The following is a 23,507-nucleotide window of genomic DNA, read 5'->3' as shown; positions in this document are numbered from 1 at the left end:
CTATCATTATTTTAGATATTTGGTATGTTCGGACAGATCGACGATATAATCGTATGCTTTCTTTCTGCCTTCATCTGTGAGAAGCATATATATTTCTGCCATTTTAATGATGGTGTCCTTATCTGCTGGTTCCACATTCAGGGAACGGAGACGTTCGTCGATTTGATACGTGTCTTCCGACGATTCCTTTACCATGGATATGTTTCTGTCTTCCGGATTCATATTTTCAAATGACAGGTCGTGAAGTTTATGGGAACTGGAAGCGTTGGAATCGTCATCCCAACCCATTAAATAAGTTGGTGTCGTCTTTAATATTTCAGCCAGGCGCTCTAGTACATTGGCAGGGACTTTTTCAATCTGACCATTTTCATAACGAAAGATGGTGGACCTGGAAACGCCCAGCTTTGCTGCCACTTCGTCTGCGCTCATTTTCAGTTGTTTTCTTCGTGCTTTGATTCTTTGACCAGTTATTGACATTTTCCCACCTCCTGAATGTATAATATCATTAATGTTGCAAAAATGCAACGAACAGAGATGCGTTTTTGCTATTCCGATGTTGACTTTTTATTTCTATTGAGCTATCCTTATTTTATGACGTAGCATTAATGCGACTAGGGGGAGGTGAGTACTATGAATACTCAAATGCTGAAGGGAAAGATTGTGGAATCAGGTATGACACAGGAGGCAGTTGCAGATGCCATAGGGATGAATCGGTCTACCTTTTATCGGAAGATGAAAAGGAAAGGAAATACCTTTACCGTAGAAGAAATGAATAAAATTGTTCAGGTGATACCGCTAAGCAGAGAAGAAGCAAGCAATATTTTTTTTACCTCTTAAGTAGCGTAAATGCGACATGAGGGTGAAAAAGAGCTTAGAGAGGGGGAAAAATGACAATTTACTTGTTAAGAACAGCATTTAGAGCTTATACTGGTAAGTAGGTCAGACACTTTTCTTATACAGCAGCGATATTTCGATAAAATGCAGTTTGGAGGAAGTACATGATTATTCCATTGGATACGAATACCTTAGAGAGATTAACGAAAACGGAACTTGAAATCATTCAATTTATTAATAGTCACGAGGAGGAGCTTCCAGAGCTTTCTATTGTTGATATTGCGTTTGAAACCTATTCTTCGCCCTCTACTGTGTCCAGGGCCATTCGCAAATGCGGGCTTAACGGGTTCAATGAATTAAGATACCGGTCTGGGAATAAGGCGAAGAGTGAAGAGATTCAATCCATGAATGAGTTATTTAATAAGACGCTCATAGAAGCTCAGGCGGTGCATGAACGGATATCCTTAACGGATATTTTAGCGGTAATCAAATGTTTAAACTGTGCCGACCAGATATCCATCTTTGCCAGAGGGCTGACCACGTATGTGGGGCAGGAGTTTTCTTTAAAGCTGCAGCTTCTCAATTACCATGTTTTTTTTACCGATGATCCTAATATCATGCAGGTAAAGGCTGCGAAATTAATGGAAGATGATGTACTGTTTATTTTGTCTCTCAATGGGGAGACTCCGGAACTTGTCTCTGCGGCGGCTACGGCTTATCAAAAAGGAAACTGTGTCATCTCCTGCTGCTGCAATGAGAATTCAAAGTTAGTTACATACAGCAGGCATTCATTGGTTGGATTTAAGCATTCCCATCAGGCGATTAAGGAATTTGAGGTTTCATCGAGAATTCCTCTCTACATGATTTGCAGGATTATTATAGATTATATTTCATTCTATTCTTAGAGAATATAAAAAATAGATTAGTTTAAGAGTCTGTTCATCAGGCTCTTCTTTTTTTACAAGAAAACAAACCCCCATCATTTTCATTTTCTGAAAAGATTTTCATTCCATTATTTACTATAATAATAGTAGTAAAACAGCTCTGAATACAAAGTGAGGTGCAATTAGATGATTTATACTTTGACAACGAATCCTGCCATTGATATGAATGTTTTTTCTTATGGGATTCAGGGGAATGCAGTGACGCGCACATTTGGGGCCGTTTATACACCCAATGGAAAGGGATTGAATGTCAGCTACTGTCTCAAACGGTTTCAGACGGAGTCTGAGGTTCTTGGCTTTTTTGGAGGTTTTTCTGGAAAGTACATCATAGAGGAGACGGAAAAACGTTTTATAAAGGCACACCCCATTTGGGTGGAAGATACAACCAGAATCAATATTTTCTTAAATGACGGAGCACAGGAATATAAGCTTGTGAATGAAGGGGCATTTGTGCCGGCAGACAAACGGGCTGAGATGTGCAGCCTGTTACATGAACTTCCAGACCTTACTACCTTAGTCATCAGCGGCAGCCTTTCAAAAGGGATGGAAAGCTCCTTTTACGATGATATTATGGAACTGTGTAAAAGAAGGCGTACGGAGGTTATTTTAGATATCAGCTCCAATCATCTGGCAGAGCTGATGAGGTATCGGCCGTATTTGATCAAACCCAATGATGAGGAGATTAAGGATATATTTGGGATCATTATGAGGGATGAAGAGGATATAAAAGATGTTCTCCATGACCTTTATGAAAAGGGGGCTCAGAACATTCTTCTTACCCTGGGGGAAAGGGGATCTTATTTTTTCAACGGAAAATCCATGTATTATGCCGGAACAAAGAAAGTGGAGCTGGTAAGCTCAGCCTGTGCAGGCGATGCTTCTCTTGCCGGGTTTTTAAGCCTATGGCTAAAGGACCCCTCTGACATTGAAATGGCGTTAAAACGTTCTGCCGCGGTCGGTGCAAATGTAGCAGAAAGCAGCGGGCTTGGCTTAATGGATAAAGTAGAAGAGTATACAAAGGAAATTATGGTGAGAAAGGTGGAATGAGTATGAAATTACTGGGGGTTACGGGGTGTCCCACTGGGATTGCCCACACATTTATGGCGGAAAAGGCTTTAAAGGAGGCAGCAGCTAAGCTGGGGTGTCAGATCAAGGTGGAGACCAATGGAGCCATTGGAGTGGAAAATGTATTGACACCGGAAGACATTGCCTGGGCCGATGCAATTATTGTGGCCTGTGATAAAAACGTGGATCTGGACCGCTTTAACGGGAAGCCGGTTTTAGAGACGTCTGTATCCGATGGAATGAATAAGGCGGAGGAACTGGTAAAGGCATGCTTAAACCGGACTGTGCCGGTCCGTAAGGGCAGCAGAGGGGAAATGGGCGGTCAGGGACAGGGATATTCCGGTCAGGAGAAGAATGGCAGTGCAGCCCATCAGATTTATAAGCATCTGATGAACGGTGTTTCCCATATGCTTCCGCTTGTAGTGGCTGGTGGTGTGCTGACAGCGATTTCATTCCTGTGGGGAATCTATTCCTTTGACCCGGCTTCGGAACAGTATAACGAGATTGCTGCTCTTATAAAGTCTGTGGGCGGGTATTCCATGGGGCTCATGGTAACGGTGCTCAGTGCCTTTATCGCCCAGTCCATTGGCGGACGGCCTGGACTCTTAGCCGGCTTTGTAGGAGGTATGATTGCTGGAAGCACGGATGCCGGTTTCCTTGGCGGTATTATCTCCGGTTTTCTGGCCGGTTACATCGCTCTGGCAGCTGTGAAAGCTTTAAGAGGGCTTCCAAGGCAGCTTGAGGGGTTAAAATCCATTTTCATTGTTCCTATTATTACCATTGGCGGTGTGGGAATTCTCATGATGCTGTTCAGCCAGCCTTGTGCGGCTTTAAATCACTGGATGATGGAAGGTCTTACGAAAATCCAGAATACCAGTCCGGTTCTCCTTGGAATCGTCATTGGGTGTATGTGTGCATTTGATATGGGTGGTCCGGTAAATAAGGCAGCGTATGTAACAGGAACCGTGCTTCTTGGACAGGGGAACTTCTATTTTATGGCTGGGGTGTCTGCGGCCTGTATTACACCGCCTCTTGTTCTTGCCATTGCGGCTACCATTAAGAAAAACCGATTTACCAGTGAAGATCGGACGGCGGCTCTTGTGAACTATGTGTTAGGAAGTACTCATATTACAGAAGGAGCCATTCCATTTGCGGCTAAGAATCCTTTAAAGGTTATTCCCATTCTCATGGTCAGCTCCTCTGTTTCAGCGGTGGCCACTTATCTTATGAAGGTTCAGGTTCCGGCTCCTCATGGCGGTTTTCTGATTCTGGGTCTGGTGAATAAGCCTTTTGTCTGGGTGGCCTGTATTTTACTTGGTTCTGTCATTGGTGCCGTTCTTTACATACTGGTAACACCTCCTGTTCCGGAAACCGTGGGAGCAGTGGAAGTTCCAGAGACGGGGGCCTCTTCTCCACTCTTCAAGGTTGAGACGGTGTCTCTTTCCCTGGAAAAGACAGAGAAAGAGGAAGTATTTGATGAAATGATTGCCATGCTTTTACGGGATGGGGTTCTGAATGATCCAAAGGCATTTAAAGCGGAGCTTATGAAGAGAGAAGAAGTTTCTTCCACGTCCTTTGAAACGGGAATTGCCATTCCTCACGGGAAATCTTCGGCAGTGAACATGCCAAGAGTTGCAGTAGGATTGTCACAAAAGGGAATAAATTATGATTCCGCCAGTCAGGAGCCTGTGAAAGCCGTGTTTATGATTGCTGTGGGAGAAGGGGAAGGAGAGACTCATCTTAAACTATTATCAGAATTGTCACAGAAACTAATGGAACCAGCGTTTGTGAAACGGCTGAACCAGTGTGGAACTAAGGAAGAGGTCGTGTCACTGCTGTCTAAAGAATAGGAGAGTAGATATGCCGTTAGTTACTTCAAAAGAGATGTTATATCAGGCCCAAAAGGATCATTATGCGGTGGGTGCTTTTAATGTAGAAAATATGGAAATGATCATGGCTGTCATAGAAGCCGGGGAGGAGATGCAGTCGCCGGTTATTTTACAGACGACGCCCTCTACCGTGAACTATGCAGGCTTAAATCTTTACTATGCCAGTGTAAAGGCCCGGGCAGAGCAGGCTTCCATTCCTGTTGCCCTTCATTTGGACCATGGCAGCAGCTATGAGCTGGCGATTAAGGCTTTAAAGGAAGGATATACGTCTATTATGATTGACGGCTCCCATTATTCTCTGGAGAAAAATATTGCATTGACCAAACGGGTGGTAGACGCATGCCGGCCTCATCTCATACCGGTGGAAGCAGAGCTTGGACGGGTTGGTGGAAAAGAGGATGATTTAGACGGAGGAAACGGCGGTCTTACCTCGCCAGAAGAAGCGGCTTATTTTGTGGAAAAGACAGGGATTGATTTTCTGGCTGTTTCCATTGGAACGGCCCATGGTGTTTATAAAGGTGAGCCAAATGTCCGTGTGGATCTCCTAAAACAGATTAAGAAAAAGGTTTCCATTCCCCTGGTGCTTCACGGGACTTCAGGCGTGCCTGATGACGTTGTGCGGGAATGCATTCAGGAAGGCATCTGCAAGGTGAACTATGCCACTGACCTTCGAATCGCCTATACCAAGGGGGTAAGGCAGATTTTAGAAGGGGATGAGTCCATCATCGACCCTAAGCTCTATGGAAAACGGGGAAAAGAGCTGGTAAAGCGATACGTGGCGGACCGGATTTCTGCCTGCAGGAGCATTGGAAGAGGGAAGCTTTAGACAATAAATACATACTTCTGGTTTTAACCATTCAGTACAGGAATATAATGGTAGTACATAATGGTTTTGCGGCAATCGCAGTCAGGAGGGTGTATGGTATTACCGGATGGCTTATTGAGCCAGGGTTTTTTAATACAGAATGCGGAATCAGAGGATTTGAATTCCTATATTAAAGTGAAAAAGGATTGTTGCAAACGATATGTAGACCAGTATTACGGCGGTTGGGATAACCGGATTCAGACGGTTATCAGCCGGGACAGCTTTTTAAGGCTTTTAGAGGTCACCTGCTTTTGTAAAATCCTGCAATATGGAGATACGGTTGGTTTCTTTTCTTATAAAGAGCAGCAGGATGGGATCAGCGAGGTTTCCATACTGTTACTGCCTTCTGCCAGTGGAAAAGGGTTGGAGGAATTTTTAATCAGCCATTTGATTACCCGTGGAAAGGAAACAAACAAACCGGTATTTGCCACGGTTTATCAGTCCAGTCCCCTTAAGAACCAGCTTACAACTGAGGGATTCCAGATATATGATAAATCCAGGTCTCATTATCTTATGAGCTTTAATAAGGAGCATGAAAAGGGAACCTCGGGCTATATGAACCGGATTTATGGCAGGTCTGATTTCCAGACGGTCTCAGAAAGAGAGTAAGGCTGCTGCAAAGGCGTATTTGCAGCAGCCTTACTCTTTGTTTATTTAAGAACCGGCTGGATCTGTTTTCCTTCTAAGGCAAGCTCCAGGGTCTCTGGGATCAGCTCTGTGTGAGCGATCAGAGAGGTCGGCTTCTTGACCGCGTCATCCTGGCCAAAGGGTACGAAATAGATGTTTTTTACGTTAAATAATTCACCTACATTTTTAAAATTAATTCCCATGGCATCGTTGGTGGAAATGGAGATGACCAGGGGCTTTGAATTTCTTAAATGAGCTTTGGCTGCCATAAGGACCGGGGAATCGGTGATTCCGTTTGCCAGTTTGGCAAGGGTGTTGCCGGTACAGGGGGCTATGAGCAGGATATCTAAGTAGGATTTAGGGCCGATTGGCTCCGCGTCCTCTACCCGAAGAATGGGATCGTGGCCGGTCATGGCGGCTATCTTATCCATGTATTCTCCGGTATCACCGAATCTTGACTCGGTGAATTGTACATTGGTAGAAAAAATGGGGTAAACATCTGCGCCCAATTCCGTAAGAACCTTGACGGAAGTTTCTATTTTATCAAACGTACAAAAAGAGCCGGTAACGGCCAGGCCCACTTTTAATCCTTTCAGTTTCATGTGCCACTCCTTTTAGCAAGACATTTCACAATAGCTTCAAATAAGATTTCACCGGAGGTTTCCGGTGCATAGATTCCAGGAAGACCGGGACAAAGCTTTGCCCGGATGCTTTGCTTTTTACAGAACTCAAAATCTACGCCGCCAGGGGCGGAGGCAATATCAATGATGGTGACCTCCGGGTTCATAAGGCGGATTAACTCCTCATTCAAAACAAGAGCCGGTATGGTATTGAAAATGAATGAATAGTCCCCTATGGTCTGGGACAAATCAGAAAGGGCTGCGGTATCAAAGCCCATGGAGGACGCAAGGGTAAGCTGTGCATCCTTTCGGTCCGTTATGGTAACGGCTGCGTCAAGCCCTTTTAGCTTTAATGCCAGTGTTCTGGCACACCTTCCAAAGCCTGTGACCAGACAGCGGCTTTTGTGAAGGCAGCCGGGGCTTTCTTTAATGGCCTCGACAATGGTGCCTTCCGCAGTTGCAATGGTATTTTTCACAGTAATCTCTTCTATGTCCATGTAATCAAAGCATTGGATGTTGTTTTCCTTTGCGTAAGCTTTCACATAGTCCGGGATAGCGCCCCCAAACAGGATATGGTCCGGGGTAAGCAGGCTTAGAATGTTTCCAATGCCTAAGTCATCCATCTTATTAGTAGAAAACAGATTTAATTTATCCCTGGTAAATGGAATCGGACAGAGTATGATCTGACTGCTTTTTATGGCCTCCTCAATGGAAAGGGGTAAATCTCCATCCTCATAATGAACTGTTACCGGAAAGCCGTTTTTCGTAAGAATGCGGCTTAAATAAAGCTGTCTTAGATCGCCGCCTAAAAGAAGAAATTTATGCATACGGTCATCACTCCTTATAATGGTTTATATGATAGAATTTTTGTTTTGTGTATGGTACCAATAGGGGATGTTTGTCATACTTTTCTAGTATGAACCTCTAATTTTGGGAATGGATGTCTATGAAAAATGCAATGTTTAAAGGCTCTGGAGCAGCCATCATTACTCCAATGGATGAGCACGGAAACCTGGATTTAAAGGCAACAGAAAAATTATTGAAGTTTCAGCTGGAGCATGGCACCGATGCCATCATCGTCAATGGAACCACAGGGGAATCCTCAACGCTTGAGGAAAAGGAAAAACTGGAGCTGCTGGAATTTACGGTACATTATGTAAACCATAGAGTTCCGATTATTATGGGAACCGGAAGCAACTCTACCTCCCATGCGGTGCGAATGTCAAGAAAGGCCCAGGCCCTTGGGGCAAATGGGCTGTTAGTTGTGACGCCATATTATAATAAGGCGTCTCAGCAAGGATTATTGGAGCATTATAACACAATCGCAGACAGTGTGGATATACCTATTATTATTTACAACGTTCCTACGAGAACCGGGGTCAATGTGGAACCTGAGACCTATTTAAAGCTATCGGAACACCCCAATATCCAGGCGACCAAGGAAGCTAATTTAAGCATCTCCCATGTTGCAAAGGTAGCCGCCCTTTGCGGCGGCAGACTGGATATCTACTCTGGAAATGACGATCTCACCCTTCCGATTATGGCTCTTGGGGGAAAGGGAGTCATCTCAGTACTGGCAAATATCATGCCCTTTGAAGTGCACATGCTATGCCAGCACTTCTTAGACGGTGAGATGGAAAAAAGCAAGGATATGCAGCTGGAGCTCTTAAAGATCATGAATGCCATGTTTATGGATGTAAACCCCATTCCGGTCAAGACGGCAGCAGCCATGCTGGGGCTTTGCGGGGAGAATTTCAGGCTTCCTCTTACAAAGCTTGAGCCGGAGAAGAAAAAGAAGTTAAGAGAGATTATGGAATCTTATTTTGTCCAGTTAAGAGAAATTTAAGGTCATCTGGTATGGCTGGAGAAACCGGGAGAAGAAAGGCTTCCGTTTCTCCGGTTCCTGCCGGAAAGAGTTGCATTTTTCCTGTTCCTGTATGATAATATGAAATAAAAAAGAAAAGGGGACAGGAATGAAAATAATCGACAGTCACGTTCATCTGGTACAATACATCGCCGGTACAGGATCCGGGGGAGAGCTTCGTTCCATAGGCAATGGCGATGCCATCTATGCAAGCGGTGAAATCGTTCCCCAGATGATTCCACCAATGTTTGGCGGAGAGCAGGTGACCCCGGAACAGATTCTTGCCATCATGGATGAGAATGATGTAGAAAAGGCAGTTCTTTTACAGGGGAATTACTACGGCTTTCAGAATATATACACCCATGAAGCGGTAAAACGGTATCCCGACCGTTTTGTTGGCGCTGCCTCTTATGATCCATATTCCCGGAATAAGGACAAGATCTGTAAGCATCTGTTTGAAGAGCTTGGGTTTGGGATCGTGAAGTTTGAGGTGAGCACAGGCTCCGGCCTTATGAGCAACCATCACACCCTGCCTCTTGACGGGGAGCTTATGGAGGAAGCTTATTCCTATGCAGACGATAAGGGACTTGTATTCGTCATTGACATAGGAAAATGCGGAAGTGAAAGCTGGCAGGTGGAGGCCCTTCGGAGAGCCATCTTAAACCACCCTAACATGAAGTTTGTGGTCTGCCACCTTCTTGCAGTCTCCACAAAGGACGTGGACAAGTTAAAATGGGGCCTTGAGCTCTTAAAGCTTCCCAATGTATGGTTTGACCTTGCGGCCCTTCCTCATATCTGCGGACCGGATACGTATCCTTATGAGAACGCCAGAAGATCTGTTCAGATTGGAAAAGAGATTGTTGGTGCAGATCGTATGATGTTTGGAACGGATATTCCTTCTGTGCTTAAGAAGGATACTTATAAGAATTATGTAAACTTCCTCATGGAAAGTGATGTGCTGACGGAGCAGGAAAAACAGATGGTATTTTATGATAATGCCTCTAAGGTCTTCTTTTAAATGACAACTTAAGATTATTAACGGTAAATTGCTTAATATTGACCATTTAAAAGGATAATATTAGGCAATTTCTTTGTCTTGCGGTCTTTTGTCCCTCATGCTATATTTATAAAAACTGGGAGAGGTGGTAAATGCCTATGAAAAAGAGACTCAAAACACACATTTTTACCAAAATGCTTCTTGGAATTTCGGTTCCCGTAATACTTATTTTTGTTCTGTCCGGCATTATAATTGCTGACCGGGTAGGAAAAAGCATGGAAGCCCAGTCTTTTCAGACACTGGATGCGGCATCCTTAGCAGCAGCCAATCAGGTAGATTCCTTTTTAAGCTATTACATGGCAGAAATGAAGAGCGCCTCCGCCAGCCAGCAGGCTGAGGAATACTTATTAAAAGCCACTGGAAATGTGAGAATGCCGGATAGTGAGGGCTATCCTCAGATGAGAGCCACCCTTGATAAGATTCAGGCCGCTGATAAAGATAATATTCTGGCTGCCTGGATAGCAGATGTGGATTTAAGCCAGGTCACCCAGTCCGACGATTTTACATCAGCAGACGGTTGGGACATTACATCAAGACCCTGGTTCAAGGCAACGAAGATGGACCAGCCGGTTCTTACAGAGCCTTACATAGATGCCAGTACAGGGCTTACCATCATATCAGCAGTCAGCGGTGTTTTTAAGCAGAGTTCGAAAGAAGCATTAGGAGTCATGGGACTTGACATTCAGCTTGCCCATCTAAATGATATTATGGCATCCTATAAGGTTGGAGCTTCCGGGTCTGTCATACTTACCACAGAAAGCGGACTCATCGTTTATCACCCAAATAAAGATTTGATTCAGAAAAACATTTCAGAAATTGATATCTCCCAAAATATTAAGGACGCCTTTGCAAAGAAGGAAATCGGTAACTTTAACTATACCATGGATCAGGTGTCTTATTCCGGTTCCATTAAAAAGGCAGGTAATACAGGCTGGATCGTGCTTTCCAGCATACCAAGGTTAGAGCTTCTTTCCCAGAGAAATGAACTAATCACAGCCGTGGGCATTGTTTTTCTTTTATCTGCCCTTGTATTGGTTTCTCTCATTTTCCTGGTGGCAAAAGGCATCTCAAGACCCCTTGGCAAGCTGTCAGCAGCGGCAGAGAAGATTGCAAATGGCGATCTTGATGTAGAAGTAAACGTAAAAAGCAACGATGAAATCGGTCTGGTGGCGGAATCCCTTTCCAATACCTCCGGCCAGTTGAAAAATTATGTAAACTATATCAATGAAATATCCTCTGTTTTGGATCAGATTGCAGAACGAAATCTTGTATTTCAGCTTCAGTATGATTACAAGGGGGATTTTGAAAAGATTAAAAACTCCATGTTAAAGATCAGAAGTACTCTCACAAGAACCATGGAACAGATTACTGTTACATCAGATCAGGTGGCTTATGGCTCTCAAAATATTTCAGAAAGCTCTAAATCACTGGCAGACGGTGCTTCCCAGCAGGCAGCCTCTGTGGAAGAGCTGGCCTCTACCATCAACGAGATTTCTATGAAGATCGAAGAGAATGCCAGGGATTCTGCCGGAGCCAATGATCAGGCCATGGAGGCAGCAGGAGAGCTTGAGATTAGCAATCAGCATATGGAAGAACTGGTTCATGCCATGTCTGATATTACGGAAAGCTCCAATGAAATCAGCAGGATCATTAAGGACATTGAAGGTATCGCATTCCAGACCAATATTCTGGCACTGAACGCAGCCGTAGAGGCCGCCAGGGCAGGAGAGGCAGGAAAGGGCTTTGCCGTGGTTGCTGACGAGGTGAGAAATCTTGCCTCCAGAAGTGCTTCCGCAGCCAAGGATACGGCAGATTTGATTGACGGTGCCATACGAGCGGTTGAAAAAGGCACCACCCTTGCCGATCAGGCAGCAAAATCGGTTACCAGTGCAGTGGATACCACCCGTCAGGTCACTGATATGATCAGCAGAATCTCTCAGGCATCGGTAGAACAGTCTGAGGCCATCCGCCAGGTCACCATTGGCGTGGACCAGATCTCCGGTGTGGTTCAGACAAACTCTGCCAATGCAGAGGAAGGCGCCGCAGCCAGCGAGGACCTTTATGGACATGCCAGTAAGTTAAAGGAACTGGTCAATGAATTTAAAGTAAATTAACAAAAAGATGCCTGGCAGGGAGTTCCTGCCAGGCATCTTTTGTTCATTATGTACGTTATGCAATTTTTTCTTCCAATAGAAAATCTGACAGGGATTCCAGAATATCTTCATGCTCATTGCTGTAAATGATCAACTCTAGATCCGGATTCGGACAGATTGTCATGATACCAAGAATGGACTTCGCGTCAACTAATACGCTTCCTTTGCATAAATCCACGTCATAATCGTACTTGGTCACTGTTCTGACAAAGGTGGTAATTTCATCAATGTTGTTAATTCGGATAGGGTACTTTTTCATATCGCTTCACCTCATAAAAATAATACTGGTTACATATACCTGTTGTTTTGCCATGATTATATGACAAAATGTGACATTATAATATGTCTAAATTTGTATAAAAACCGTCTTTTCTTGCAAATCGTAGGGGATTGGTGTTATAATGGCGTGGGGGAAGGGCATGTGAATCTGTTGTTTGGAGGGGAAAATGAAGAAGGAACTTCTGAAACGTCTAAGGAATTCATCGCATGCAACTTCAATTATGGAACATTATCATAATAATTTAGAAGATAACGTGGTGGATAAGAATATAGTGATCAGGCCGGGAAAGCTGATGGATATGTGCTGTCAGCCATGTCACGTTGCTTTACCGGATCACAGTCACAATTTCGTAGAATTAATCTATATGTACAGTGGAAAAACGGTTCACACTATAAACGGCACACGAAGGCTTTTACTGGAAGCCAACGATTTACTGCTGTTAAGAGAAGGAACCAGCCATGCCATAGAGCCGGCAGGAGAAGAGGATCTGGCCATCCACTTCTTTTTAATGCCGGAATTTTTCAGCCATCCTGCATTTATGGGAGAATGCGGAGATGTGCTGCATCGTTTCATCGGCTCTCAGGCCAGGGGAAAAGAGCCTGTGGCAGAGTATCTGCATTTTCATCTGCGGGAAATGCTTCCAGCCAAAAATTTACTTGAAAATATGATCTGGTCTCATGCAGAAGAAAAGGAGGGCAGACAGGAAATCAATCAGGCGACCATGGGCATACTGATCATGGAGCTTCTTCATGATGCAGATAAAGTGGAATCCCACGACATGCTGCAATATGAGGAGCAGATCGTTCTGACTGCATACAAATATTTAGAAACGAATTACTCATGTGCCACTCTGGAAGAGTTTTCTTCCCTATCCATGCAGCCGTCTTATTATATCAGCCGTCTCTTTAAGCGGTATTATAAGATGACCTTTACGGAATGCCTTCAGCTCATAAGGCTTAACCGTGCAGCTGGTTATCTTTCTTCCACCACAAAGCCGGTGGAGGAGATTATCGTGGAAATTGGCTATGAAAACAGCAGTTATTTTCATCGTTTGTTTAAACAAAGATATGGAATCACACCAAAACAGTACCGTGACAGTTCCAGAGGCAAATTCTGAAATTTCTGAAAAGATTATGAAATATGCCTGAGTAACATTGACTTTCCTATCATAGGTTATTATAGTTAATTCAAAATGAAAAAGGGGCGAGGAACATAGGATGAGTCAGTTTCGGGAACGTTTTTCAAGGTTTATGATCGGCAGGTATGGTTCAGATAAGCTTAGCCGGTTTCTGATGGGAACCGTATTTGCCCTTATTTTTGTCGGTATTTTTATTCGCAGCTACTGGGTTGATATCGCAGCGCTTTTTCTTATAGCGCTGTCTTATTTTCGCATGTTTTCCAAAAATATAGGAAAACGCTTTGAGGAGAACCAGAAGTTCGAACGTATTTCTTTCCGGGTAACGGAATTTTTTAAGAAACTGCGTTTTAAGTTTCAGCAGATAAGGCAATACCATATCTATAAATGCCCAAGCTGTGGACAAAAGATCAGAATACCAAGAGGAAAAGGGAAGGTGAGTGTTCACTGTCCCAAGTGCAGTACTGATTTTATAAAGAAAAGCTAGATATATATTTTAGAAGGGAACTAATATGAACTTACAATTTAAGCCGCTTCAGGCAGAGGACATGAGTAAAATTGCTCCATTCTACGCCTTACGGCCCAATAAAACATGTGACAGCGTCTATTTGGATAGTTTTATCTGGAGAGATTATTATCAGGTAAAGTATACTGTCAGTGATGAAAAAGCAGTTTTATTTTTAATGGAAAAAGATGGGGAGCCATTTACGGCAATGCCCATCTGCAAAGAAGAAGATCTTTCCTATTATTTTGAACAGCTGGTGGAGTATTTTAATGAGGTATTAAAAAAGCCTCTTAAGATTTTTCTGGCAGATGAGGAAGCAATTAATTATTTAAAACTGGATCCAGATAAGTTCCTTGTAAAAGAAGAGGAAGATTTAAAGGATTATCTCTATGATGCGGAGGCCTTAAGAACTCTGGCAGGAAAGAAGCTTCATAAGAAGAAAAATCATTTAAATTCATTTTTAAAGCAGTACGAAGGACATTATGAATATCGTTCACTGATCTGCTCTGACCGGGAAGCCGTTCTTTCTTTCCTTGATGAGTGGTGGGAGAACAAGGTGGAGGCAGCGGAATTTGTCCGTCAGCTGGATTATGAGGTTATGGGCATCCACGATATCTTAAAAAACTGTTCCATGTTAAATGTTAGAATGGCTGGAGTTTATGTTGACGGAAGCTTAAAGGCATTTACCATCGGTACTTATAATCCTTTGGAAAAGATGGCTGTCATTCATATTGAAAAGGCAGACCCTGAAGTCAAGGGACTTTATCAGTTTATCAACCAGCAGTTCTTAATCCACGGCTTTACTGAGGAAGTGAAACTGGTCAACCGGGAAGACGATGTGGGCATGGAAGGGTTACGCCGTGCGAAAATGTCTTACTATCCCATTGGATTTGCAAGAAAATACGGAGTAATTCAGAAGGGCTTTTGATGATGATACGGTATTTGAAGCAGGAAGAAAAAATAGAAAGCAGAAAGCTTTGGGAAAAGGTTTTTTCTGAGGATTCAGAAAGTTTTATAAACTATTACTTTTCGGACCGGGTGTTAAAGAATAAGGTCCTCACTGCATATAAGGAAGAGAAGATGGCAGCCATGCTCCATCGAAATCCTTATGAGGTGGTGGTAAAGGATCACGTCTGGAAGATCGATTACGTGGCTGGTGTGGCTACAGATCCGGATTTTCGCCATCAGGGCTACATGAGAAAGCTGTTAAGCCGTTGCTTTACCGATATGTATACCGAGCGGATGGCGTTCAGTTTTCTGGTTCCTGTGGATCCTGCGATTTACCAGCCTTTTGACTATACCTATATTTGTGACTTACCAGCCATGGCTTTGAATGAAAAGGGAAGAACGGAGTTAAATCGCCGTGCTTTTATGGAACGTTCCGATAAATGCAGGGAAGTCGCTGAATTTGTGGAGAGGCAGCTGGAAAAGCGGTATGAGGTCTATGCCCTTCGAAGTGAAGAATACTACCGGGATTTATGCAAGGAGGTAAGAAGCGACAGCGGAGATCTCCTCCTTCTTACCACAAAGGATGAGACATCTAAATTAGCTGGTGTGTGGGCCTATTACGGTGAAACGGCAGGGACTCTAAGAGAACTGATCTGTCTGCCTGAATACGTGAAGGAGAACGGTCCCACAAAGCCTTATGCCATGGGAAGAATCATTCATTTGGAAAAGTTTGTTTCTGTCATCAGCTTAAAGAAAGAAAGTCCTGTGGACGAGATGGAACTTCTTATTGAGGTTAAGGATTCATTTATCCCTCAAAATAACGGCTTGTTCCTTTGGAAGCTTGACCGAAAAGGCTCCAGCTTATCCCCGGTCAAAGAGGAAAGCGAAAGGAAGCCCAATCTCTCTCTTGGGATTGGTGAAATGACCTCCTGGTTGTTTGGCTACAGTCTTCCATCGGTTCCAGCCGATCAGATGGCTGTAGTGGAACGGATTCGGCCGTTAAATGGCGTGTTTTTTGACGAGGTAACTTAAATTGTTCGTCGGTATCAGAGTCCGACTTGTGATTACGGGCGGATTAATTATAATCCGCCCTATTTTTGTATGGAGAACAATGGGATAAGAAAGGACTTTTATATGGAAGGGGTAAGCCAGTTAAAGGAATGGATAGAAGCAAGTGATAACATTGTATTTTTCGGTGGGGCAGGTGTTTCCACGGAAAGCAATATTCCTGATTTCAGGGGCGTGGATGGACTTTATAAAGAACAGTACAAGTATCCGCCGGAAACCATAATCAGCCATAGCTTCTATGTAAAAAAGCCAGAGGAATTTTATCGGTTCTACTGCAATAAGATGATATTTCCAAAGGCGAAGCCAAACAAGGCACATCTGGCGTTGCGCAAGCTTGAGGATATGGGGAAATTAAAGGCGGTCATCACCCAGAATATCGACGGACTTCATCAGGATGCCGGAAGCCGGGAGGTATTGGAGCTTCATGGTTCTGTAAGAAGAAATTTCTGTACCCGGTGTATGAAATTTTATAACCTGGAAGAAATGCTTTCCGCCATGGAGGGAAAGGAAGTGCCAAGGTGCGACTGCGGCGGGCTCATAAAGCCTGATGTAGTGCTTTATGAGGAGAGCTTAAACGATGGTGTCATGAGTAAGGCGGTCTCCTGCATCTCAAACGCAGATATGCTCATTATAGGCGGCACCTCCTTAACCGTTTATCCGGCAGCAGGCCTGATTGATTATTATAGAGGCAGCCGTATGGTCTTAATCAATAAGACCGTAACTCCTATGGATGAGAAGGCGGATTTAGTCATCAGCGGAAGTATTGGAGAAGTACTTCATAATTCTGTATAAATGCTGGGGTGTGTCTGGAAACAAGCAGTTTTCAGATACATCCTAGCCATAACAAGGGATAATATGGTATAAATATTGGTAAGATGTTACAGAACGTATAGGGAAACTGATTAGGGACTATTTATGGAAGCGTAAAGGAGAGAAACTATGATGTACGAGGCGGCAAAGAACAGATATGAAACAATGGAATACAAGCGTTGCGGGAAAAGCGGAATCATGCTTCCCAGAGTTTCTTTAGGGCTGTGGCAGAATTTCGGAATGGAGAAGGCTCCTACCACCCAGAGAGACATTCTTTTAAGTGCATTTGATATGGGTATCACTCATTTTGACCTGGCAAATAACTACGGAGCTCCTTACTTTGGTATGGCAGAAGAAACCTTTGGCAGTGTCTTAAAGAGTGATCTTGGCAGATACCGGGATGAAATGCTCATTTCCACAAAAGCAGGATTTGACATGTGGCCCGGACCCTATGGAAACTTTGGCTCCAGAAAGTATTTAATGGCTAGTCTTGACCAGAGCTTAAAGCGTATGGGTCTTGATTATGTAGATATCTTCTATCACCACAGACCAGATCCGGAAACACCTATAGAAGAGACCATGGGCGCTCTTGCTGACATCGTCAGACAGGGAAAGGCACTTTATGTGGGTATATCCAATTACGGCAGCAAGGAAGCTAAGGAGGCCATTAAGGTCTTAAAAGGCATGGGAATCTCCTGCCTCATCCATCAGCCACGGTATAACATGTTTGAGAGAGTGGCAGAGGAAGGTCTTTTTGATACCCTCTTAGAGAGCGGAACAGGCTGTATCTGCTATAGTCCATTGGCACAGGGTGCCCTTACAGACCGGTATCTAAACGGCGTTCCAAATGGATCCCGGGCGGCCAGAAAAGGAAGCACCATAGGCGGTCGATACCTGTCAGAGGAAAATCTTTCTGTTGTAAGACAGTTAAATGATCTGGCAAAGGAAAGAGGCCAGAGTCTGGCCCAGATGGCCCTTGCCTGGGTCTTAAGGGAAGAGGCGGTGACTTCGGTTCTCATTGGAGCCAGCAGCGTGGCACAGTTAAAGGATAACGTAGCTTGTCTGAAAAATACGGAATTTTCCAAGGATGAATTAAAGCGCATTGACAATATTTTAAAATAATTGGATATAAGGGCGGCCCCAAATGGGTAGGCAGGTGTTTTTATGAATTATGAAATTGGCGATATTGTAAAACTGAAAAAACAGCATCCCTGCGGCAGTCAGGAGTGGGAAATCTTAAGAGTTGGAGCGGATTTTCGCTTAAAATGTATGGGCTGCGGACATATGATTATGGTGCCCAGAAAGCTGGTGGAAAAGAATACCAGAGGCTTAAAAGCCAGTGACGGCAATCCAAAGCAGTAAAAACCCCAATTTATGCGGGAAAAAGCCTTTAAAATTAAGAAAAGGACTTGCTTTTGTAGAATATTTCCTGTATAATGTTAACTCGTGACATAGAGAATCCTTGCTCCTGATACTGAAAGCAGGGGCCAGAGACCACAAGGAGGTAACAAGCATGAACAAATATGAGTTAGCCGTTGTTATTAACGCAAAGCTCGAAGATGAAGAGAGAGCAGCAGCTATCGAAAAAGTTACGGGTTATATTACTCGTTTCGGCGGCGCTGTAACTAACATTGATGAATGGGGTAAGAAGAGATTAGCTTACGAAATTCAGAAGATGAAAGAGGGATTCTACTACTTCATCAAATTTGATGGCGATTCCACAACACCGAATGAGTTAGAAGCACACATTCGTATTATGGAGCCGGTTATCAGATACTTATGCGTAAGACAAGAGGCATAATAGATAAAGAAAGCGTGATCGTATGAACAAAGTAATCCTTATGGGTAGATTGACCCGTGATCCAGAAGTAAGATATTCCCAAGGTGAGCGCTCCATGGCAATCGCAAGGTACAGCCTTGCTGTTGACCGCAGAGGCCGCAGAAATCAGGATGGCAATGAACAGACTGCTGATTTTATCAACTGTGTTGCATTTGACAAGGCAGGAGAGTTTGCAGAGAAGTATTTCCGTCAGGGTATGAGAGTATTGGTTTCCGGAAGGATCCAGACTGGAAGTTATACGAATAAAGACGGCGTAAAGGTTTATACAACAGATATCGTTGTAGAAGATCAGGAATTCGCAGACAGCAAAGGTGGAGCATCAGGAGAAGGCGGATACCAGCCAACTTCCAGACCAACTCCTTCCAGTGCAATCGGCGATGGATTTATGAATATCCCGGATGGAGTCGAAGACGAAGGACTTCCATTCAACTAAATCTGATAGGAGGTAGTACCAATGGCATTCAACAGAAATGATAAAGCTGATGGCGCTAAGTTCAAAAGAGGCGGAATGCGTAGAAGAAAAAAAGTTTGCGTATTCTGTGGCGAGAAGAACGGCGTAATTGATTTTAAAGACGCAAATAAATTAAAAAGATATGTATCTGAGAGAGGAAAAATCCTTCCTAGACGTATCACAGGCAACTGTGCTAAGCACCAGAGAGCACTTACCGTTGCTATTAAGAGAGCTAGACACATCGCTCTTATGCCTTATACAATGGAGTAAATCCTTATTTTATAAGGGTTTGTCAGTTGGGTAAGGGAGATTTATTTAGAATTTACTCATATCGGGATGATTTTTTCGGACGAGGTATCGGACGGGAAGAGAGTTTCGTGATATAGAAAGACTTCACATGTGAGTGTGGGGTCTTTTTTTTACGGCTAATACCATAACCAGCTAAATTGTACCTTCGTTTCTTTACGTTACAAATTTGCTTAGCGGATTACCTTTTCATAAGATTGAAGTGTTAATATTGGCACTTAACTTGTACAATATTGGTACTTTGGTTAATAAATGTATATTCTGGAATATACTGAAATTGATAGATAAGTGGTTTCCTTGATTTAGTCTGGAGGTGATTCCAATGAGCTGAATTACTACAACAAAAGATGGTAAGTCATCGGTTAACATTTAACAAATCATACTTATTTGAGTAAAAAAATTCTATACAGAAGAAGATAATACCAATCAATTTTTTAAAATAAGTCTTTTTGTTATTTTAGGTTTTATGTCATTTATTGTAGACTATTTTTGTAAGAAAGAATATAAAACATTTATGGAGGTAATATATGGAGAAATTAAAAAAAGTGGTTATTTCATTGGTTATGATGGCGGCTATTGTTATTTTGTCTAGTGGTATCTCTATTAAGGCGCAAGCTGCATCTAATGGCAGCGATTACTTACCTAAGGGCTGGACAAGCTTAGGATTGGGTAGCTCCACGGAATCAGCAAATGATCAAGTAAAAACCAACCCCATTCTTAGAGCACCCGCGCCGGGCTTAACATCATTGCAAATTATTGATTTAGCATTGGATGATAAGAATGAGATTCATGTAGTAACAAGAGAAATTGGAACGAGCAGAGCTGGCACAAGATTCGTTTGGAAAAATGGTAGTTTATGTTCAGAAAATATAAATGAGACGCAAGTACTATGGGGAAGTGATAATATTGCCTATGGTTATATTCGATATTTTCATACAGGAATTATATATAGTAGTGAAGTAAGTGGAATGAATTTAAGTATAACAGCTAAATTTACAAATGCAATGAGTCCTTGGAATACGCTTTCAGCAGCAAATACATTTGTATTGCCATAAGATTTGGTATTTGAAAATGGGCACAGGCGTTTTCGCCTGTGTCCATTAGTATATCTAAAGGCACACCAAAGTCAAAGGCGGGTTCTAACCGAACTACGCCCCAACTATTGACACAGGGCCTATTTACATAAGATTTTCCTGTATATCTTACAGGATAACGAAAGGTCATTAAAACCATTCATGATTTTGGGAACACTTATGCTTGCCCCAATGCCCTGCTGTCAGTACGCATTGGGTTTGATCATAAGGACAAATAGCAGGACAACGTTGTTGTTCATAAAAACCGTTATAATATTGCTCCTGATTTGCATAATTATTATTCTGTGTATACCTTGACTGTTTATACTGGTCCATGTAATCCTTCATTGCTGTGACATTTGATTACATTATATGAATCTATGATATTTTAGTTACCTAACATATCTCTATAGGAAATTAATACTTTTAATTCTTTGCACAGATTTTTATTAAACTCATAAAATAAAATAACAAAAAAGTAAATAGGAATAAAAAATGACAGAAGAAAATAGAAAAAAAATAATAAGCAATGATTATATAAATTTGTTTATAGAACCTAATGTTTTTAATGAACAGTACGCGGAATCTGTTGGTGGTGTGATTAATAGCATAAACGATAGAGATGCGGTTATTTATATTCCTATTGATAAAGCAAAGGAAAACCCTATTGATAATAGATATCCTGTATTACCAAGACTATTTGGATTGCTTGATTTAACTAATTTAGAGGCCATGAATGTAGATAAAATACAGAATATTCCTAATTTTGCTTTAAAAGGTCAAGGTGTATTACTAGGTTTTATTGATACTGGAATTGAATATACTAATCCAATCTTTCAATATAACGATCAAACGACTAGAATTGTATCTATATGGGATCAAACGATTGAAAATATGGATGCATCAAAGGATATTTTTTATTATGGAACTGAATATACAAGAAACCAAATAGACCTTGCACTAAAGAGTGAAGATCCTCACTCTATCGTTCCGTCAACAGATGAACAAGGGCATGGAACTAGAATAGCTGCTCTTGCTGGTGGTTCAGATATTGGTACTTTTCGAGGGGTTGCACCATACGCTGAATATATCATTGTAAAGCTAAAACCGGCAAAAACTACTATGAAGCACATTTATCCAACACCAGAAGATACTCTATCCTATCAAGAAGATGATATCATGTTTGGTATACAATATTTATTCAACACTGCAAGAAAGTTGAATCGCCCAATTGCAATTTGCGTTGCTGTTGGTACAAACCAAGGATCTCATGATGGGTTAAGTACATTATGTCGAATGCTTTCAGATCTTTCAATTAGACAAGGCGTAGCCATTATTGTGGCAGCAGGTCAAGAAAATTTAGCTGGACATCATTATTTTTTTGCTGAAAAGAATGGAGGCAGTACTGAGTATAAAAAATCAGTATTTTTAAAGATTGCAGAAAATGAAAAAAATTTCAGCATTGAAATATGGGGAAAATCACCCGCTCATTATTTTGTTGGCATAAGCTCTCCAACTGGTGATAGACTTGATATAATACCAGCAGGTATAGATAGAGTGGTGAAAAAATTTTATTTTGAAAATACAACTGTAATTATTGAATATTACAATGTAGAACCACATACAGGCGATCCCCTTATACTTATATGCTTTGATAATCCAGCACCTGGTCGATGGTCAATTGATGTTTATGGTACTGGAGATTATATGTCTTCTGGTTTTCATATCTGGATTCCAATGAGTGGCTTTCTAAAAGAATCCACCCAAATAAGCAGTTCAAGTGAATTTACCGAATTTGAAGAAAAAAATCCAGAAACTACATTAACATCACCAAGTGATGCTCTACTTCCGATTACTGTCACTGCATATGATCATCGCAATGAAGGTATTTATATGTTTGCTGGTAGAGGTTACACACGTAATAACATGGTAAAACCAGATTTAGCAGCTCCCGGGGTTTCTATTTATTGTCCAACAACATTTGGAGAGACATTTAAGTCTGGAACCAGCTTGGCGGCGGCAGAAACTACAGGTATTGCTGCAATGGTTTTAGAGTGGGGTATTATTCGAAAGGAATACCCTTTTATGACGGGTATCGACGTAAAACAGTTTCTAATAGATGGGGTTTATAGAAGTCATGAAATTAAGTACCCTAATGCTGAATGGGGTTATGGAATTTTGGATATCTATGAAACTTTCCTTAAAGTTAGGAAGAAATAATATTTCGTTTGATAATTGATTATGATCTTTAATAGATCATTAGTTTCGATCAAGTAGTAGTTACCATATATCTTTGAGATATTTATATTTCAATGCTTTCATTTGCCAAAATATGAATTGAAATAGTATTTAGCTTATCTTTTGACTAGTAAGATGACTATATGGAAAAAGACTTCGCATGAAAGTGTGAAGTCTTTTTTGCTGTTAAAAATTTGCTAATAGCCATAAGTATGGATAAGAACACTTGATTATATAGAATGGTAAATCACATAGTCAGATGTAGCAATCATCTTTTATATGAGATTATTTATGTTTATGATAATGGTTGTTATTTGGTATGTGTTCTAAATGCCAATGATTCAGCTCTCATTCTCCTGTCAGTCTAGCAAGCAGATCGATATTATTATGCAGTAGTTTCACATTACCAAGTGCCAATAAGAATCCGATTGTCACCCAGAGTGCAATTTGAAGAACGGAATAATTTAAAACCGTTTGAGCCAGATAAAAAATATAACAGAATGGAATCAGAGTCAGCCATGCGGTGACTACACCAGGGACATATCGGCGATAGGATAGAGGGAAAATAATCATGTGAAACAGGATCAGGTGAATGATATTGGCAGCCAGGAACCCGTACCATAATCCATAAAAACCAGTGATGTTCCCCAGCAGAGTGGCAAGAATCCATAAAATCAATTCTTCAAAGACTGCAACTGCAAAGCCCGCTGTACTTTTGGTATTACCAAAGGGGGTGATGGGCAGGGGAATGATCTGATGCAATTCTTTTTTACACCAGTTCTTTGCTGTAATAATTTCTTCCATGTCATGTACAATAAATAATAATGGAAATAGCCAGGCAAACCATTTAAGTTCATTCATAATTTTATCACTCCTTTTTTATTTATAATTATAGATATTAGGCGAAATAATTCAATCAACAGAATTTGACTAAT

The 23,507-nt window shown here is 42.0% G+C and carries 26 protein-coding genes; 21 read left to right on the top strand and 5 right to left on the bottom strand.

The features are described 5' to 3' along the window. Positions 1–6 precede the first annotated feature (6 nt). Entirely contained in the window at positions 7–477 is a 471-nt protein-coding gene (locus T546_RS24810; RefSeq protein WP_051629991.1) for a helix-turn-helix domain-containing protein, read from the bottom strand. Positions 478–630: 153 nt separating this feature from the next. Here T546_RS24810 and T546_RS0119995 point away from each other — a divergent pair, with 153 nt between their 5' ends. The 6 genes from T546_RS0119995 to T546_RS0119970 all read left to right on the top strand — a co-directional run bounded on the left by T546_RS0119995 (position 631) and on the right by T546_RS0119970 (position 6,206). After that, positions 631–837, top strand: coding sequence for a helix-turn-helix domain-containing protein (locus T546_RS0119995; RefSeq protein WP_034600060.1), 207 nt, complete (start codon positions 631–633; stop codon positions 835–837). Between the two features lie 161 nt (positions 838–998). After that, a complete protein-coding gene (locus T546_RS0119990) occupies positions 999–1,739 on the top strand; it encodes a MurR/RpiR family transcriptional regulator (protein WP_024838057.1) in 741 nt (246 codons plus the stop codon). A gap of 165 nt (positions 1,740–1,904) precedes the next feature. After that, the gene (locus T546_RS0119985; protein ID WP_026893159.1) at positions 1,905–2,825 is read left to right on the top strand and encodes a 1-phosphofructokinase family hexose kinase; all 921 of its coding nucleotides are present in this window, start codon (positions 1,905–1,907) and stop codon (positions 2,823–2,825) included. A 2-nt stretch (positions 2,826–2,827) separates the two neighbouring features. After that, a complete protein-coding gene (locus T546_RS0119980) occupies positions 2,828–4,693 on the top strand; it encodes a fructose-specific PTS transporter subunit EIIC (protein ID WP_242842267.1) in 1,866 nt (621 codons plus the stop codon). 10 nt (positions 4,694–4,703) lie between these two features. Further along, positions 4,704–5,558 carry a class II fructose-bisphosphate aldolase gene (locus T546_RS0119975; RefSeq protein WP_026893157.1) on the top strand — a complete coding sequence of 285 codons (855 nt, stop codon included), beginning with the start codon at positions 4,704–4,706 and terminating at the stop codon, positions 5,556–5,558. Positions 5,559–5,651: 93 nt separating this feature from the next. Further along, positions 5,652–6,206, top strand: a complete 555-nt coding sequence (locus T546_RS0119970; RefSeq protein WP_026893156.1) for a hypothetical protein — start codon at positions 5,652–5,654, stop codon at positions 6,204–6,206. A gap of 41 nt (positions 6,207–6,247) precedes the next feature. On the opposite strand, the gene T546_RS0119965 is transcribed toward T546_RS0119970, so the two are convergent. Further along, on the bottom strand, positions 6,248–6,826 hold the full coding sequence (locus tag T546_RS0119965) for a dipicolinate synthase subunit B (RefSeq protein WP_026893155.1): 579 nt from the start codon (positions 6,824–6,826) through the stop codon (positions 6,248–6,250). Continuing rightward, entirely contained in the window at positions 6,823–7,671 is an 849-nt protein-coding gene (gene dpsA / locus T546_RS0119960; protein ID WP_026893154.1) for a dipicolinate synthase subunit DpsA, read from the bottom strand. Before dpsA ends, T546_RS0119965 begins: the two co-directional genes overlap by 4 nt. A gap of 119 nt (positions 7,672–7,790) precedes the next feature. Here dpsA and dapA point away from each other — a divergent pair, with 119 nt between their 5' ends. The 3 genes from dapA (at position 7,791) to T546_RS0119940 (ending at position 11,879) form a co-directional block, all read left to right on the top strand. Then, on the top strand, positions 7,791–8,690 hold the full coding sequence (dapA, locus tag T546_RS0119955; protein ID WP_026893153.1) for a 4-hydroxy-tetrahydrodipicolinate synthase: 900 nt from the start codon (positions 7,791–7,793) through the stop codon (positions 8,688–8,690). Between the two features lie 127 nt (positions 8,691–8,817). Further along, positions 8,818–9,726: an amidohydrolase family protein gene (locus T546_RS0119945; protein WP_026893152.1), complete on the top strand. Its 909-nt coding sequence runs from the start codon at positions 8,818–8,820 to the stop codon at positions 9,724–9,726. Positions 9,727–9,863: 137 nt separating this feature from the next. Next, a complete protein-coding gene (locus T546_RS0119940) occupies positions 9,864–11,879 on the top strand; it encodes a methyl-accepting chemotaxis protein (protein ID WP_034600075.1) in 2,016 nt (671 codons plus the stop codon). Positions 11,880–11,934: 55 nt separating this feature from the next. On the opposite strand, the gene T546_RS0119935 is transcribed toward T546_RS0119940, so the two are convergent. Then, positions 11,935–12,177: an HPr family phosphocarrier protein gene (locus tag T546_RS0119935; protein ID WP_026893150.1), complete on the bottom strand. Its 243-nt coding sequence runs from the start codon at positions 12,175–12,177 to the stop codon at positions 11,935–11,937. Positions 12,178–12,364: 187 nt separating this feature from the next. Between T546_RS0119935 and T546_RS0119930 the strand changes: the two genes are divergently transcribed. The 12 genes from T546_RS0119930 to T546_RS24075 all read left to right on the top strand — a co-directional run bounded on the left by T546_RS0119930 (position 12,365) and on the right by T546_RS24075 (position 22,554). Next, positions 12,365–13,315, top strand: coding sequence for a helix-turn-helix transcriptional regulator (locus tag T546_RS0119930; protein ID WP_026893149.1), 951 nt, complete (start codon positions 12,365–12,367; stop codon positions 13,313–13,315). 100 nt (positions 13,316–13,415) lie between these two features. Beyond that, positions 13,416–13,820, top strand: coding sequence for a hypothetical protein (locus tag T546_RS0119925; RefSeq protein WP_026893148.1), 405 nt, complete (start codon positions 13,416–13,418; stop codon positions 13,818–13,820). Between the two features lie 25 nt (positions 13,821–13,845). Further along, positions 13,846–14,766, top strand: a complete 921-nt coding sequence (locus T546_RS0119920) for a DUF2156 domain-containing protein (protein WP_026893147.1) — start codon at positions 13,846–13,848, stop codon at positions 14,764–14,766. Continuing rightward, complete coding sequence (locus T546_RS0119915; RefSeq protein ID WP_242842266.1) at positions 14,766–15,818, top strand: GNAT family N-acetyltransferase; 1,053 nt, start codon at positions 14,766–14,768, stop codon at positions 15,816–15,818. Before T546_RS0119920 ends, T546_RS0119915 begins: the two co-directional genes overlap by 1 nt. A 102-nt stretch (positions 15,819–15,920) precedes the next feature. Next, positions 15,921–16,646 carry an NAD-dependent protein deacylase gene (locus tag T546_RS0119910; RefSeq protein WP_026893145.1) on the top strand — a complete coding sequence of 242 codons (726 nt, stop codon included), beginning with the start codon at positions 15,921–15,923 and terminating at the stop codon, positions 16,644–16,646. Between the two features lie 150 nt (positions 16,647–16,796). After that, positions 16,797–17,786 (top strand): aldo/keto reductase, encoded by a 990-nt coding sequence (locus tag T546_RS0119905; protein WP_026893144.1) that lies wholly within the window; start codon positions 16,797–16,799, stop codon positions 17,784–17,786. A gap of 42 nt (positions 17,787–17,828) precedes the next feature. Further along, positions 17,829–18,026: a DUF951 domain-containing protein gene (locus T546_RS0119900; protein WP_024838073.1), complete on the top strand. Its 198-nt coding sequence runs from the start codon at positions 17,829–17,831 to the stop codon at positions 18,024–18,026. A 151-nt stretch (positions 18,027–18,177) separates the two neighbouring features. Continuing rightward, positions 18,178–18,465 carry a 30S ribosomal protein S6 gene (gene rpsF / locus T546_RS0119895; RefSeq protein WP_024838074.1) on the top strand — a complete coding sequence of 96 codons (288 nt, stop codon included), beginning with the start codon at positions 18,178–18,180 and terminating at the stop codon, positions 18,463–18,465. Positions 18,466–18,487: 22 nt separating this feature from the next. Next, on the top strand, positions 18,488–18,937 hold the full coding sequence (locus T546_RS0119890) for a single-stranded DNA-binding protein (RefSeq protein ID WP_024838075.1): 450 nt from the start codon (positions 18,488–18,490) through the stop codon (positions 18,935–18,937). A 21-nt stretch (positions 18,938–18,958) separates the two neighbouring features. Next, positions 18,959–19,225: a 30S ribosomal protein S18 gene (gene rpsR, locus T546_RS0119885; RefSeq protein ID WP_024838076.1), complete on the top strand. Its 267-nt coding sequence runs from the start codon at positions 18,959–18,961 to the stop codon at positions 19,223–19,225. A 563-nt stretch (positions 19,226–19,788) separates the two neighbouring features. Then, positions 19,789–20,316 carry a hypothetical protein gene (locus T546_RS0119880; RefSeq protein WP_026893143.1) on the top strand — a complete coding sequence of 176 codons (528 nt, stop codon included), beginning with the start codon at positions 19,789–19,791 and terminating at the stop codon, positions 20,314–20,316. 513 nt (positions 20,317–20,829) lie between these two features. Beyond that, positions 20,830–22,554 (top strand): S8 family peptidase, encoded by a 1,725-nt coding sequence (locus T546_RS24075; protein ID WP_051629989.1) that lies wholly within the window; start codon positions 20,830–20,832, stop codon positions 22,552–22,554. Positions 22,555–22,920: 366 nt separating this feature from the next. On the opposite strand, the gene T546_RS0119870 is transcribed toward T546_RS24075, so the two are convergent. After that, the gene (locus tag T546_RS0119870; protein ID WP_026893142.1) at positions 22,921–23,433 is read right to left on the bottom strand and encodes an HXXEE domain-containing protein; all 513 of its coding nucleotides are present in this window, start codon (positions 23,431–23,433) and stop codon (positions 22,921–22,923) included. Between the last annotated feature and the right edge of the window lie 74 nt (positions 23,434–23,507).

The organism is [Clostridium] aerotolerans DSM 5434 (genome assembly GCF_000687555.1).
GTDB lineage: Bacteria > Bacillota > Clostridia > Lachnospirales > Lachnospiraceae > Lacrimispora > Lacrimispora aerotolerans.
The sequence above is the reverse complement of the archived record's forward strand: the minus strand, read 5'-3'. Positions and strand labels throughout refer to the sequence as shown.